The 13,307-nt window shown below is 66.7% G+C and carries 15 protein-coding genes; 13 read left to right on the top strand and 2 right to left on the bottom strand.

What is annotated here, in order from left to right; genetic code table 11:
* Positions 1 to 79 precede the first annotated feature (79 nt).
* The 13 genes from AC0VYM_RS10920 (at position 80) to AC0VYM_RS10860 (ending at position 11,448) form a co-directional block, all read left to right on the top strand.
* Positions 80 to 823: an ATP-binding protein gene (locus AC0VYM_RS10920; RefSeq protein ID WP_475461827.1), complete on the top strand. Its 744-nt coding sequence runs from the start codon at positions 80 to 82 to the stop codon at positions 821 to 823.
* A gap of 301 nt (positions 824 to 1,124) precedes the next feature.
* The gene (locus tag AC0VYM_RS10915) at positions 1,125 to 2,015 is read left to right on the top strand and encodes a hypothetical protein (RefSeq protein ID WP_475461824.1); all 891 of its coding nucleotides are present in this window, start codon (positions 1,125 to 1,127) and stop codon (positions 2,013 to 2,015) included.
* Positions 2,012 to 2,503 carry a DUF6879 family protein gene (locus AC0VYM_RS10910; RefSeq protein WP_475461822.1) on the top strand — a complete coding sequence of 164 codons (492 nt, stop codon included), beginning with the start codon at positions 2,012 to 2,014 and terminating at the stop codon, positions 2,501 to 2,503. The genes AC0VYM_RS10915 and AC0VYM_RS10910 overlap by 4 nt, the downstream gene beginning before the upstream one ends.
* Positions 2,504 to 2,531: 28 nt before the next feature.
* Positions 2,532 to 3,032 carry an NUDIX hydrolase gene (locus AC0VYM_RS10905; RefSeq protein WP_475461819.1) on the top strand — a complete coding sequence of 167 codons (501 nt, stop codon included), beginning with the start codon at positions 2,532 to 2,534 and terminating at the stop codon, positions 3,030 to 3,032.
* On the top strand, positions 3,032 to 3,709 hold the full coding sequence (locus AC0VYM_RS10900; protein ID WP_475461817.1) for a P-loop NTPase family protein: 678 nt from the start codon (positions 3,032 to 3,034) through the stop codon (positions 3,707 to 3,709). Before AC0VYM_RS10905 ends, AC0VYM_RS10900 begins: the two co-directional genes overlap by 1 nt.
* Positions 3,690 to 5,477, top strand: coding sequence for a DUF4254 domain-containing protein (locus tag AC0VYM_RS10895; protein ID WP_475461814.1), 1,788 nt, complete (start codon positions 3,690 to 3,692; stop codon positions 5,475 to 5,477). Before AC0VYM_RS10900 ends, AC0VYM_RS10895 begins: the two co-directional genes overlap by 20 nt.
* A 17-nt stretch (positions 5,478 to 5,494) precedes the next feature.
* Positions 5,495 to 6,067 carry a phosphoribosyltransferase gene (locus AC0VYM_RS10890; protein WP_475461811.1) on the top strand — a complete coding sequence of 191 codons (573 nt, stop codon included), beginning with the start codon at positions 5,495 to 5,497 and terminating at the stop codon, positions 6,065 to 6,067.
* Between the two features lie 137 nt (positions 6,068 to 6,204).
* The gene (locus AC0VYM_RS10885) at positions 6,205 to 7,167 is read left to right on the top strand and encodes a glycosyltransferase family 9 protein (RefSeq protein ID WP_475461809.1); all 963 of its coding nucleotides are present in this window, start codon (positions 6,205 to 6,207) and stop codon (positions 7,165 to 7,167) included.
* Entirely contained in the window at positions 7,164 to 8,294 is a 1,131-nt protein-coding gene (locus AC0VYM_RS10880; protein ID WP_475461806.1) for a hypothetical protein, read from the top strand. The genes AC0VYM_RS10885 and AC0VYM_RS10880 overlap by 4 nt, the downstream gene beginning before the upstream one ends.
* Positions 8,279 to 9,040, top strand: a complete 762-nt coding sequence (locus AC0VYM_RS10875) for an SDR family NAD(P)-dependent oxidoreductase (protein ID WP_475461803.1) — start codon at positions 8,279 to 8,281, stop codon at positions 9,038 to 9,040. The genes AC0VYM_RS10880 and AC0VYM_RS10875 overlap by 16 nt, the downstream gene beginning before the upstream one ends.
* Positions 9,018 to 9,581 carry a histidine phosphatase family protein gene (locus AC0VYM_RS10870; protein ID WP_475461800.1) on the top strand — a complete coding sequence of 188 codons (564 nt, stop codon included), beginning with the start codon at positions 9,018 to 9,020 and terminating at the stop codon, positions 9,579 to 9,581. The genes AC0VYM_RS10875 and AC0VYM_RS10870 overlap by 23 nt, the downstream gene beginning before the upstream one ends.
* A 251-nt stretch (positions 9,582 to 9,832) precedes the next feature.
* Positions 9,833 to 10,621, top strand: a complete 789-nt coding sequence (locus AC0VYM_RS10865) for an HAD family hydrolase (protein WP_475461797.1) — start codon at positions 9,833 to 9,835, stop codon at positions 10,619 to 10,621.
* Between the two features lie 269 nt (positions 10,622 to 10,890).
* Positions 10,891 to 11,448, top strand: coding sequence for an NUDIX hydrolase (locus AC0VYM_RS10860; protein WP_475461794.1), 558 nt, complete (start codon positions 10,891 to 10,893; stop codon positions 11,446 to 11,448).
* A gap of 123 nt (positions 11,449 to 11,571) precedes the next feature.
* Here the strand turns inward: AC0VYM_RS10860 and AC0VYM_RS10855 are convergent, their stop codons facing one another.
* Entirely contained in the window at positions 11,572 to 12,297 is a 726-nt protein-coding gene (locus AC0VYM_RS10855; protein WP_475461792.1) for a 5-formyltetrahydrofolate cyclo-ligase, read from the bottom strand.
* Between the two features lie 12 nt (positions 12,298 to 12,309).
* Entirely contained in the window at positions 12,310 to 13,194 is an 885-nt protein-coding gene (locus tag AC0VYM_RS10850) for a phosphotransferase (RefSeq protein ID WP_475461789.1), read from the bottom strand.
* Between the last annotated feature and the right edge of the window lie 113 nt (positions 13,195 to 13,307).

Raw genomic sequence — 13,307 nt, 5'->3', positions numbered from 1 at the left:
GCACCCCTCGAAACCGGCAGACCCCCCAGTCACCACCGCCCTCTCCTCAACTCCTTCCTCCGCCCAGGAAGCACGATCTGTGGTCTCGGACCTGCTCAACACCATGGACGCGGTCCCGGTGTTGGAGGATGCGCTGGTCGTGACCAGCGAACTGGTCTCCAACGCGACCCTTGAGGGAATCCGCACTCGTTCAGACTCGATCGGCCTGACCACGCACCTGATCAGTGACGACCTGTTGAGCATCACCGTGGAGGTCACCAACCCCCACACCGACCCCATTCGACTCCCTGAGGTCTCGGACGCCGACCCAGACCGCGAACATGGGCGTGGCCTACTCATCGTCGACGCGTTCTCCCATGCCTGGGGGACCCGCCTTGATGGGAAAGGGCGCCTCGTTGTGTGGACAACGTGGTCTTGGCTCTCCCCCTCGATGCTGAAGCAGAAGTGGCACGAGGGGTGGGACCTGGGTCGTGGGCCAGATGGCGCAGTGACGGCCCATCATCCTGGCGAGGCCCTGACCCTGCGTGGCGAAGCCACACTCGACCTGCGCGAACCGATCGCGGTTGTCAACCAGGTCCTCACGCTTCGGATCCGTCACCCGGAGTGGGAGTTGGCCTATGACCGCAGTGAGAGCGGTCCGCTCTGGGTGGTAGCTCGCCACGGGGTCAACGGTGGTGTCTGTACCTTCACCGCCCGCGCCCGCGTTTGTGCCGAGCTGCGGAACTTGTTGGCGATACGGGGAACGATCCCAGACACCACGCTGTCGAGTTGTTCTGGTTCTGATCGAGCGCCAGCAGCCTTCGCTAATCGGCTGGCCTGGTGAGCGCGATGTCGACCGCCCTGCGCCCACACCGTCCCCAGCGTGACCGCGAAGGCGCCGGATCAGATGTCTGGTCCTGGAGCAGGCCAGGCGGTCATGACACACGAACCGCTCTGCCTGCCCGCACGTGCCGCGCCTACCTGAACCGCAGGTACGGCGTGGATCCGGTGATTGAGGCCGCTGCCCGAACCGCGCGAGCCCACCGTCCCCAAGAACCAACGCCCCCATCGCAGGAATGGGGAGCCCTACGAGCTCTGGTCCGTACCTGGCTCGACCGCACCCACCCCCGGCCCGGAGGCTCCTGATGTCCATCACCACTAGCCAAGAATCCGCCGCTGTCACCAGCCCGGAATTCGCGACGCAGCATCTGGATGTGCTTCGAGCCGCGACCCGCCACCTGGACCCGAAGCGGTGGCTCCTGGCCCCCGACGGCGAGATCGACTGGTCCCTGTTCGCCGGGTACAAGGACGCCTGGGCCTGGATGTCCTCACACTCCGAACTGCACCTCGCCGCCGTCCTAGCCGCTCACTCCGCTGAGATGCACACGTTGACGTGGCAGGCGTGCGAGGCGGCCCCGCCCTGGCTTCGTGTATTCAAGGACGCCGAGGCTGGGATCGCCATGCAGAAGATCGGTGTGCGCTCAGCCGCTCTGTGTGGTCCAGTCCCACTGGCCCGTGCCCTGGGCGGGCTCGGGGCTGCCTACCACAGGGCCGGGGACCTCGACCGGGCCGAGCAGACACTGTTGCGGGCTGAACCACTGTGGCAGACGGCCCGCATCCCCCTCGGGCTAGCGAGTTTGGCTGAGTCGTTGGGTCTGGTAGCCCTCGGCCAAAATGATGCCGGGCTCGCTGAAAGCAGGTTCATGCGCGCGCTCGCACGAGAAGCTGAGGTCGATCGGGCCCGGGGTGTCTGGCAGATCAAACGGCGGCTCGGTGAGACCGCGCACGTAGCTGGACAACACGAGAGAGCTGTGTCGTACCTCAAAGGCGCCTTGGAGTGGTTCACGGATCAGCACGACGTGTACCAGCAGATGCGGATCTCGCTCTCCCTGGCCCGAGCTCACTCTGGGGCTGGCGATCAGGACGCAGCCAAGCGAAGCGTGGCCACCGCTGCGTCGCTGGCCGCCCTGCTCGGCGCTCCGGAGCATGAGCGTGACGTCAGCGACCTTACCGCTGCCCTGCTGGGGCCTCAGTGACCACTCCCCCGCTCAGCGCGGCGACGCACGACGTCTGGCCCGTGCTCACGCACGCCGACCGTGTCACGGCCATCGACCCCCACACACCGAGGTCGAGCTTCTCAACGGTACGCGCGTCGGCCCCCTGGCGCGCGTGGGTTTGCGGTCGCACCCAGCGCGGTCTGCTCACCCAACGTCTGGTGGTCCTGGACTCTGCGATCAGCGACCACGACGTCGCGCAGATGATCACCCGACTCACTCCTGACCTGGCCACCGGCGAGGAGATTCGCCTTCTCCGCCTAGACCCCTCCTGGTCGGCGGCACTACCACCACCCCTGTGGGTCCTCGATGACGAAGGCGCAGTCACCGCCCTGGGAACTCCCGCCGCCCGTGTGTGCGTCTCGTCCAGCCTGGTCTCCGAGGCCATAACGGTCCGAGACCGACTGATGTCCCTGAGCAGCCCGCTGTCCAGCTTCACCACGAACCGGGCTCGCCTGTGGCCCGCCTGACCCGATCGCACTACCCGAACGAGGCACCATGACTGAGATCGTCAAGCAGAGCGCCCGCGCTCTCCTGTTCGACGCCGAGCAGCGGCTCGTGCTCATCAAGCGCACCAAGCCCGGACACAAGCCCTACTGGGTGAGCGTCGGGGGCGGTGTGGAGCCAGAGGACGCCAGCATCGAAGCTGCCCTGAGTCGTGAGATCTGCGAGGAGATCGGGGGCAGAATCAGCTTCGCACGTCAGGTGTTCCTCGTCACCGATGATCACCCCGACGGCGAGGGCGTGGGGATCCAGCACGTCTTCGTAGCTCGGCTGCTCGCCATGAACCTGGGCCGCCGCACGGGGCCCGAGTTCACCGAGCCAGGGCGGGGCACATACGAAGTGGTCCGTGTCCCCGCTACCCACGACGCCCTAGCGGGCATCAATCTCATGCCGCCTCAGTTGGCCGAGTTCACGCGAACGAACCTTCACGGCTTGGTCGCCTTGGTCGATCAGACCGAGCAGGAGCCTCACGAAGGCGCAGGCGATGCCCCGTGATGGCCTTCGTCAGTCTCAACGGGCCCGATGGTTGTGGCAAGACGACGCAGGCGCGCATGCTCGCGGAGAGCTGCGAGGATCACGTCGATCTGGGGCCCGTACATCGGCACGACCCGGTTCCGTGGGCGAGGATCTCAGGCCAGGGATTCAGCTCCTGGTGGTTCTCCACCTCCACGACGGAAGAACTGACCAGGATGCTGTTCGCCGGGCACGCCGCCCGGGCGCAGGCTCGACCTCCGCACCAGGTCGGGATCCTTGACCGCGGCTGGCACATGCTCCTGGCCACAGCGATCGCCACCTGCGCGGTCAAGGATGCCCTGTCGATCGAGGACGCCCAGTCCCGAGTGGTGCCGCTCCTGAACGCGATGGAGCCCGATCCACCTGAGACACCGATCCTGTTGCTGCCGTCAACCGACACCGACCGCAGCCTGTCCCTCGCTCAGCAACGGGACCGACGTCCTTGGACCCAGACCTACCTGCGCTACCAGAGGCACCTGCATCGTGTGCTCCTGCGCATGGCGGACCAGAGCGTGTTCGTCGACGTCATAGCTGGCCAGCACAGCATCGCCGCCACACAGGCACACATCCACCGAACTCTCAAACAGCAGGGGTTCGGCCTCCCCAGCGACCGCGCCCTGCCAAGGAGGGACCAGATCCGTGAACCTCTTGCTCACTGAACCCCTCGATCCGCTGCTCGTGCGGCTCTCTGCCAAGGACCGGGACCGTGTCGCCGACCTCTTCTGCGGATTGCACCACGCGAACGGCTTGCTCTGGTCGGCCGAGGACGAGGTGCGGGGCCACGCGCTCGACGCGGCACGCGTCGCCGAGGGCAAGCGCCTGATCGACCAGCTCAACATGGACCGCGTCCGACACGCTGAACTGCTCGACCAGGTGATCGTTGGCGCGTATCCGACCCCCCATGCGTCCGCTCCTCTCCACACCGAGTCACTCAGTTCGGTGATCGACCGCTTGTCGGTGTCCGTACTGCGGATGCACCACACCGAGCGCGCGGCGGCCCAGGACGCCGAGGTACGCGCACGTGTGGACGGGGTGAAGGCGCAGTTGCGTGAGGTGCAGGCAGGTCTGAGTGCTCTGGTCGAGGACATCGTGGCCGGTCGTCGAAGGCTCCCTCACGGTGCGAGGCACAAGCTCTATGGCGCAGCACGACCCGAGGAGAGTCCCGCCCCCAGTCCGCTGCTGCCACGGGTCGTCGCGCTGGGTGGCTTGAGCGAGTGCGGCAAGTCCACCTCCGGACGCTTCCTGGCCGATGAGGGCGCGGCCCGGTTCAAGATCGGCTACCTCATCGGTCAGGCCGCAGCCCGTAAGGGCCTGGCCGACCCCTACGCCGTGTCGCCGCATCGGCAGGCCGAGCTGCTCTTGGGCGAGCTCAACCGGTTCGCCGAAGCCCACGTGGACACAGATCTGATCACCATCGAGTCGGTGCACAGCGCCGAGTCGATCGCAGCACTCAAACAGATGATGGGCGAGCGCCTGAGTGTGGTGTACCTGGACACACCCCGCCCGGTACGTCTGGCGCGCGCGGGCGGAGACGAAGAGGCCCTGGGTGAGAAAGACCGGGTGAAGATCGGCCGGGGCGCTGACAGGATCTGCGCGGATGTGGTCGTCGACAACTCCGGCAGCGTCACTCACCTGCGCAGCGAGCTCCGGCGTCTGGCCAGCCCCCCGGTCGACGTCCGGTTCAAGACCGTGCGCCCCGAGGAACTCGGGCTGCCCCCCGCAGTCTGCGCGGCGACCTCCCGCCTCATGGACCGGGTGGCCGAGCTCTGTGAGGGCCCCTACCTGGTCGCCCTCACAGGGAGTGCGGTCTGTGGGGAATGGCGAGAAGGCTGGTCCGACCTCGACCTACTACTCATCACCGAGGACGGCGATGGTGGCCCCGCTCTGAGGGGCGCTGTTGAGGACTACCGCTCCGCGCTCCAGGCTTACGCGGACATCCATCTGGGTGCGACCGTCCTGTCCCTGGCCGAGGCCCAGGCCCGTCGGCTCCCGCCCCGGGTGCTCACGGCTCTGGTCCTCCTCCAAGAGGGTGCCCCCGCTCTCCTTGCCGGGCCGGGGCTGCGGTTGCCGGTGATCTCCCGGTGGGAAATCGAACGCATGGCCCCTACCGTCTTGGCCGACGTCATCGCGACCACGCGCAGGCTCCGCCACGACCCCGGGCGCGGTCGAATCCGCTCCCTCTACAAGCACCTGCTCTTGGTCTGTCGACTCCTGCTCATGGAACAGGCGGTGTGGGTGGCAGGCAACGAGGACGTCATTCCCACGGCGCTACGGATGATCCCCGACCTCGGGCCGCTCGACCTGCCGCGCATGGACGCAGTCATCGCGGCCCACCAGTGGGGGGCGGACCAGGACCGAGTGCTGGGCGCGATCGAGAGCGCCGTCGATTCGGTGCTCGTGTGGCACCAGCGGCAGTGTGCCGCATGACCTCTGGAAGGAACATCATGGACTCGCCTACTGGGACGAGCTTCTACGCGGAGGTCGTCCCCCGCTTGGACGCGGGGCCCAACAGTCGACCGGAGCGGGTGCTCCACGCCCTGGACGGGACTCAGGCGTCCGTGGCCCCGGAAGAGGTCGTCGCGGCTGGGCGCTGCCTGTGGGAAGAGCTGTGTCGGGTGGCGCCGTCGGTCAAGGGTGTGGACGCGATCCTCGGGCTCGACGCCGGCGGAATCATCCCAGCCTTGGCTGTCAGCCTGGCCTCAGGACTCCCCTACAAGCTCGCGTGGAAGGTGCAGGTCCCCCTTGAGGGCACCGTCCACTTCGTCGAGGGCCACGCCAACCGCCCCAACGTGTGGGCGTACGGAATCAACCCCGGCACCAGCTACGTCCTGATCGACGACGAGGTGACGACCGGCATCACCTTGGCGAACCTGGCCCGGGCCCTGACCGATCACGGAGCCCGACCGCTGGCCGTGGCGAGCCTGGCCGAGGACACGCGTCACCAGGCACGAGAGTGCATCGAGGGCGACTTGGGAATTCCGTTCGTCTCTCTCACTCGCATCGGAGAAGGGACTTGAGTCCGCCCAGGGTCGCGGTGGCGCGTCACTGGGGAGCCCACGTCTACACTTCCGCTCACGTGACCACGCGCCCACTCGGTTACGAGCGCGCGACGGTTCCCGTCGGACAGGCCCTACCGATACCGCGAGACGATGAGATGCGACGTTCCTTGGAACGCTGCGCGCAGGTCGTCGTGGCCTTCGACGGCAAGATGGGAGACTCACTCCTGGCCTTCGGTGCGGTCAGCGCGGTCACAGACGCGCTCTCGCTCCTGGGAAGGAGCGTCCCCCTGGCCTCGGTGGGCCGGTACGGGGGTCTGTATCCGGACGCTCACGTAGTTTCCCCACGCTCGGCCCGTTTCATCGTTGGTGACGAGCCAGGGGTGGCGCTGGCCGATCCGACCGGTGACGACTACGTCCTGCTCTGCCGTCCTGAGCAGGCTCACTGCGTAGATGACGGCCAGCGAGCCCATACAGCCCTGCCTGCCCGCTACTACCTCGGCGTGGAAGCGCGCTTCGGGCGGCGCCTGCCCGGAAACCCACCGTTCCTGTCACACCTGGGACGACCCAAGGACGCTCCGGTGTACGAGGACCTCACGATCGCCGCCGTCACCGCGACCAGCTGGCCCGAACGCAAGGGCTACTCCGCCCAGGGATTCGCCACGGCGGCGAGCATCATCGGCCAGCGCTTGGGCCGCACCGTACGGCTCCTCCTCGTCTCGGGTCGTGAGGGAGAGGGTCCCCTGCCCACGAACACACGTGGGCTACGAGTGGACTCGGTCAGGGGAGCCGGTCTGAAGCCTCTGATCTCACTGTTCGCTCGGTGCGACGTGGTCCTGGGAACCGACACCGGGCTCACGCACCTGGCCGCGCTCAGCTCCTGTCGCGCGGAAGTTATCGGGCTCTACGGCCGCCACTCCCACAGCAAATGGCGGACCGGACTGCCCCACCACCATGCGCTGGCCACACCCTTCTCCGAACGCATGCACCTCACGGACCTGTGCCCGGTACGCGATGGTCTCGACGAGACGGACGAGGAGGGCTACCTCCCCGTGTCCCAGACCTCCCCACACGCACTCGCCGACACAGCGGTCCTCGCCCTGGAGCTCGCCTACCTATGACGAAACCCAAGCCCCTCATCCGCGTCGGCCGACCCCTGCGGTTCACCCGCAACCGCCTCTACCCCATCAACACCCGCCGACACCGACTCATCGCCAAGGTCATGCCCGACCACGACGGCGCCCGCGCCGAGGCGCGCGGGCACCGTCTCCTGCGTCCGTGGTATCCGGTCCCTGACCTGCACCACCGGATCCGGCTTCCCGGCCGCACCCTCCTGATGTACGAGCAGGTGGACATGGGCGCCGACCGCGGGCTGCTCCTGGACCTGCTCAACACCCCTGATGACGGTGACCACAGCACCCTGGATGCGTATTTGCACCAGCTGACCAGCACGTACCTGCGTGTCTTCACTGCCACGGCGGAACTCAGCCCTGGCGAGTCGGTGGTCGGCAAGCTCTACCGGGACCGGGCCAAGCCCGGCGGGCGCCTCGACGACTACTACGCCCACTGTGACCCCGTGCTCACCGAAGCCGAGGGCGGGCCCAGGCTCAGCGACCTCGCACGAACCGGGGTGTACGTCAACGGACGCCACTACACGCTCGACTGGGCCGGAATGATCGCCTGGCTGCGCGAGGCCTTCGACGCTCCTGTGTGGAGCGTGATCAGCCAGGGTGATCCCACCGATGTCAACCTCGCCGCTCCTCTGGCCTGGTTGGACTACGACACAGCCGGACGCAACGCGCTCGCGGGCGAGATCGCCAACTTCAGCTTCTACATGGCCGTGCTCGGGGGATGGCTGGTCCCCACGCTGAACCCGAAGGCGTTCGCCCAGCATCCCGCCACGTTCGACCGAGTCGCCGCGAACACTCCGCAGATCAGCTCGCACACGCGCGAGGGAGTGCTCCACATCCAGTTCACCGACCACCTGACGCGTGCCCGGCGGCTGGCGCTCCACCGGTACTGGGACCTGCTCGTGCGGCCGGTCGAGGCGCGGCACTTCCCTGGATATGCACTCAGCGCCGCTCTTCGCCCCTACCTGGCGATGCGCATCATCGGCGTGTTCAACCTCGCCGAGCTGGCGTTGGAGCAGCGGCTGTACCTGATCGCCAAGCTCGTCCTGTGCATGGCCCCGGACTTCACGCCCACTCACTTCTTCGGTCTGACGGAGGATGCGTGCCCTACTCCTTGAGCGGCCGTCTGGCCCTGGTGACCGGAGCCACTGGCGGGATCGGATCCGCGGTCGCCCATGCCCTCAACGAGGCCGGAGTCCGAGTCGCACTGGCCGACTTCAACGGTGGAGAACGCACCCGCGACCTGGCTCGGCACATCACGGAAGGCGGAGGAACCGCCAGGTCTTTCGATGCTGATCTGCGCTCGCCGACCGCGCCAGCGGAGTTGCACGCACGTGTGGGTGAGCAGATGGGCGACCCGGACATCCTCGTCAGCGCCGCTGGCGACTACCCCCGCACACCGCACGCCGACCTCACCCAAGACCGGTGGGCAGAGTGCCTCGAACTCAACCTGACGGCCCACCACCTCCTCATTCAGGCCCTGGCCCCGGGAATGATCTCTCGCGGGCACGGCCGCGTCATCACCATCGGCAGCGTCCTCGCCGCAGCCGGTCGACACGACCTGGCCGACTACATCGCGGCCAAGGCCGGACTCGAAGGTCTCACCCGAGCGCTCGCCCGTGAACTCGGCGGGAAGGGGATCACCGTGAACTGCGTCGCCCCGGGGTCCATCCGTGTGCCCGCTGAGGACCAGGTCGTCTCCGACCCCGAAGCGATGGAGGAACGTCAGCTCGCCCGTCAGTGCGTCCAACGCCGCGGCCGACCCGAGGACGTGGCATCTGCTGTGACGTTCCTGGCCAGTGCCGAAGCCGGTTTCATCACCGGACAGACTCTGCGGGTGGATGGAGGGTGGGTCCTTGGCTGAAGTACACCTGATGCGTCATGCCCACTACGTGGGCCACAGCCCCGGCTACCACGCACCGGACACTGCGGTGCTCTCTCCAGCAGGCCGACGAGACACGATCAAAGTAGCCCGAACCCTGCCGCCTGCTGTCGGACTCGTCTCCAGCTCACTCCCCCGTGCACTCCAGACCGCCGAGCTCCTGGCCCACCACTCGGGTCTCCCCCTCATCGCGGTCAACGCAGACCTTCGGGAGTGGCGCAGCCCGAGCGTCATCCAGGGAATGCCTCCTCATGACTTTCCCGAGGACTACGCCCAGTGGCGCGTTGCACGGACCCGGGATCCAGACAGCCGGTACGGAGACGGCGAATCTCTCCAAGAGCTGGGGGAGAGAGCCGAACGAGTGCGCCCTTGGCTGCGCGCACTGGCCGAACGAACTGGTCCCCTGCTCGTGGTCTCCCACAAACTGCTCCTGAGAACGCTGACCGCGGATGGCTCCGCCGTCTTCGACCCGCCTGCGCAGAGTGACTGGGGTTTCCTCGAATGTCGCCGACTACCAGGGTGACGCGACAGCCACCATCGGTGTCAGCCGAACAGCACAGAAACGGAACTCGGCTTCGCCGGGCCGGGAGCACCCCGGCCCCACCAGAGCCTTCTCCCCCGCTCTCCTGCCCGGAGCGGTGCATATCCGGGACTGCGCTCACTTCGCACCAAACTCGCTCCGGGACAAAATCAGGCCTTTCGTTCTTCCGTTGCTGTAACCGCAGCATGGATCCGCAGCCAACACACCACCGCTCCTACACATGGAGGTCATCGATGTCTCACATCACGAAGCGCTTCTTGTCGGGATGGACGATCAGCTGGGACCTGTGTGGCACCCTCATCACCAATGGCGACCGTGAGCTCGCCTCCGCTTGGCGTATCAGAGAGTTCGGCCGAATCCTGCATGAACATGGACACCGCCTCGCGACGGACGTACTGAGCGAGATCGTGGGTCGCACACGGGAGGCAGCAAAGCACCAGCAGCGCACGACCCAGGCGCAGCCGACCTTGGAGTCTCAGGTCGGGGCGCTGCTCGACGAGCTCGCCATCGACCGGGACCAGGAGCTGGTGGACCTCCTGATCAACGTTCACACGCATGCGGTGTTGCAGGCCCGTCCTCAGCCGATGCCCGGGATGGACGCGGCCCTGACCATGGTCAAGGCCGCAGGGGGCCGCCTGGTGTTGACGTCCAACACTCTCGCGACCTCACCGACGGTCCATCGCCGTCTGCTCGCTGATCTGGGTTGGTTGGATATGTTCCACGCCACGCTGTTCTCTGGCGACCTGGGTGTAGCCAAACCCCACCCGGACGTGTTCGCGGCCGTCGCCGAACGGACTGAGTGCCCGCTAGAGCGCATTGTCCATATCGGCAATGATTTGCGCACCGATGTGGACGGCGCTCTGGGCGCCGGATGTCACGCCCTCTACTACAACCCCCACCGTGTGAACGCCCGGCCCGACGTCTCCAGTTTCACCGACCCTGCCGAACTCGCGTCTCTGCTGTTCTCCTTGTGCGGCGCGACCAACTCGCAGCCGACCTCACGGCGTGCCCCCCATGACTGACTTGGTCAATTCCCTCGGCTCCACCGCATGCACAACCCTTGGGACCTTTTCACTCGGACTTAGTCGCTCTCCTGAGCACGGGGCACACGTGGGCTACACCCACAACATCCTCCGATTCAAGCCCCATACGCGGAGGAGACGTGGAGATGTTGGCGCAGATCGCGCGGGCCCTGAACCGAGGTGTATGGGAGATCACCGAGGGCTACCGTCCCTTGGAGTGAGGGAGAGAACGGGTAGTCCGTCACCCGAGCCTCACGTAGGTTCGTCACATGGGATGTGCGGAGAGTGCCGAGGACCGTAGCGCCGGCCGTTGGACCGTTCATGGTGAACGCACCATCTACGACAACCGGTGGGTGCGGTTGAGCAAGGCGGATATCACCACACCCTCCGGAAACAGGTTCGAGCACCACACGGTAACCCTGCCCTCAGCTGCGGTGATCGCCATCGTGGACCGATCCGGAGAGCATGTCCTGATGAGCTACCGGCACCGGTTCGTACCCGACGTGTGGGGGTGGGAGCTGCCCGGCGGCCTGCTGGACCCTGAGGAGACGCCGGAGCAGACGGCCGTGCGCGAGGCCCTGGAGGAGACCGGCCACCGGGTCGGTTCAGTGGAGCGCCTGGCCTCCTTCGAGCCGATGATCGGCACGGTCCGCAGCCCTCACTATGTGTTCGTCGGCCGCGATGCCGAGCTGGTGGCGGATCCGACCGAGTTCGATGAAGGCGTCTACGAGTGGGTGCCTCTGGCCAAGGTCTGCGGTCTGATTTCCGAGGGAGACGTCCAGAGTTCAGGGACCCTTGTCGCCCTGCTCCATATTCTCGCTTCCTGAGGGCATTCGATACCGGAGCATCCGGGGTAGTCGGGCTCGCTGACGGGCCGAACCGGACTGGTTGCCGTGGGCGGTAGTCGGGGCTTCGGAAGAGGCGCGGGGATACGGCACACATGCTGGGCTTCATCTGACCTGAAGGTAGGGGCGCAGGGCCGGGATGCTCGCTTTCTGCTCAGTGCTCAACGCGTCAACGAAGATGCCCGCAGGGCGGCGCCGAGACGGGCACACGATGGTGCGTGTCGGCGTCACGATGAGATCGACGCTCGCGTCGTGGGGGCCTTCGGGTAGGTCCTCCTCCAAGACTTGGAGGTCGTGCACGGTGGTGACGATCAGCGTGTGTGGCCCTATGAGTCCGGAGTCGGCAAGCAATCCCATCTCGATGTCGGAATAGCCCGCTCCCTTGCCGATGCGGACCCCTTCCTGGTTGACGGCAACGCTGCCGCAGACGATCACGTCGACCGGGTGCATCCTGTCAGGGCGAGTACGCGGCGCATGCTTGGAAGCTCCTGCGGCTGTGATGGCAAGGTCTGCGGGCACTGCGAGGTCGTCGGGATTGAGGAGGTAGAAGGGGTCGGTCCCGGCGATTCTCGGCACCGCCATGTACATCACCTTGCCTCCTGTCACCGCGGCCAGGCGGACCTCAGCTTGCGCCTTGTCGGGGTTGGATTTGACGACTCGGGCGGCCTCCCACCGCGGGTGTGCCGCAAGGTGTTCGGCGGCACGGTGTGCTCCGTGGAAGTTGGGGATCTTCCCGCTCACACGCCCAGAGCGACCAATGGCTGCGGCGTCGAGTCGTTCCCATATCCTCTGGCGCAGGCGGTTCTTGGCTCCGGAGATTGTGGCTGTCATCGGATCCCTCGATCAGGTGGCAGGTGTCCAAGGCCAGGGGCGCCTACCCATGCGCCTTCGCAAGCAGTCGAGGCGAAGTTGGGCTTCCGCCCGCATGTGCTCCACCGCGGAGTGTTGAACGAAGTACAGGGTCATGCGAAGCTCGCGGAGATCACGCATGAGGGTGAACCCGGACCAGTCGGTGACGTCATGGCCGCCGTAGACGCGGACGAAGCGGTGGTGGGCCTCCTTGCTGAGCCAGGGCACGGAGGTGGTCTTGATGGCGGTGGAGACGAGGTCCCATTCGGGCGGTCCCACTGAGCAGCGCTCTAGGTCGAGCAGTACGGCGCCATGCGCATGTCGGGCGACGTTGCCGACCCAGGCATCACCGTGGACCACGGTGTGGGGGCGACCGGCGGGGAGCCGGGACCAGGCTTCGCGCAGGGAGTCCAGACGGTTTCTCAGCCAGGCAAGATCATCGTCGGCAAGGCCTACGGCGTCGTCGATGCGCTGGGGTAGGCGGACGAACGGGTCGAGATGCCCCAGATCGAGGTGGGTGGGAACGGGAAGTGCGTGAAGGTCGCGCAGGAGGTGGGCGACGTCCTCGACGGTGCCGCGGGTGTGATCGGGCAGCACCTCCCAGAAGGTGACTGCACGGCCTTCGACCACGACGGGCTGCTCAACGTCCAAGGGCGTGGTGACGGGGAACCCGTGCTCAGCGAGCCAGCGCGCGACCACGACCTCTCGGCGGGCTGCCTTCTCCTGTCCGGGGCGGGCTATGCGGGCCACCAGGTCGGGGAAGCCGATGATCGTGTTCTCCCCGAGACGGATGGGAGACGCAGTCGTGAGAGAACGGTTGAGACCTGTGTGGGTCAGAGCCTGGTCGAGGATGTGCTCGTACGAGTGCGGGGGCCTCATGGGTGCGCCTCGATGCGGTCCGTGATGTGGCGACTCAGGTCGGTAGGGTGCAGCCCACTAGGGGCGCCCTGCAGGAATGAACCTGGTGGTCCATGGAGTACAAGGCGCCTAGC

This window comes from Nocardiopsis sp. iso_237, assembly GCF_056173345.1.
The sequence above is the reverse complement of the archived record's forward strand: the minus strand, read 5'-3'. Positions and strand labels throughout refer to the sequence as shown.

Coding starts and splice junctions, on each gene's coding strand:
- AC0VYM_RS10850 (WP_475461789.1), bottom strand. CDS start 13,194: ATGAGGCCCCCGCACTCGTACGAGCACATCCTCGACCAGGCTCTGACC.
- AC0VYM_RS10870 (WP_475461800.1), top strand. CDS start 9,018: ATGGAGGGTGGGTCCTTGGCTGAAGTACACCTGATGCGTCATGCCCAC.
- AC0VYM_RS10900 (WP_475461817.1), top strand. CDS start 3,032: ATGGCCTTCGTCAGTCTCAACGGGCCCGATGGTTGTGGCAAGACGACG.
- AC0VYM_RS10890 (WP_475461811.1), top strand. CDS start 5,495: ATGGACTCGCCTACTGGGACGAGCTTCTACGCGGAGGTCGTCCCCCGC.
- AC0VYM_RS10880 (WP_475461806.1), top strand. CDS start 7,164: ATGACGAAACCCAAGCCCCTCATCCGCGTCGGCCGACCCCTGCGGTTC.
- AC0VYM_RS10905 (WP_475461819.1), top strand. CDS start 2,532: ATGACTGAGATCGTCAAGCAGAGCGCCCGCGCTCTCCTGTTCGACGCC.
- AC0VYM_RS10855 (WP_475461792.1), bottom strand. CDS start 12,297: ATGACAGCCACAATCTCCGGAGCCAAGAACCGCCTGCGCCAGAGGATA.
- AC0VYM_RS10915 (WP_475461824.1), top strand. CDS start 1,125: ATGTCCATCACCACTAGCCAAGAATCCGCCGCTGTCACCAGCCCGGAA.
- AC0VYM_RS10885 (WP_475461809.1), top strand. CDS start 6,205: ATGCGACGTTCCTTGGAACGCTGCGCGCAGGTCGTCGTGGCCTTCGAC.
- AC0VYM_RS10865 (WP_475461797.1), top strand. CDS start 9,833: ATGTCTCACATCACGAAGCGCTTCTTGTCGGGATGGACGATCAGCTGG.
- AC0VYM_RS10860 (WP_475461794.1), top strand. CDS start 10,891: ATGGGATGTGCGGAGAGTGCCGAGGACCGTAGCGCCGGCCGTTGGACC.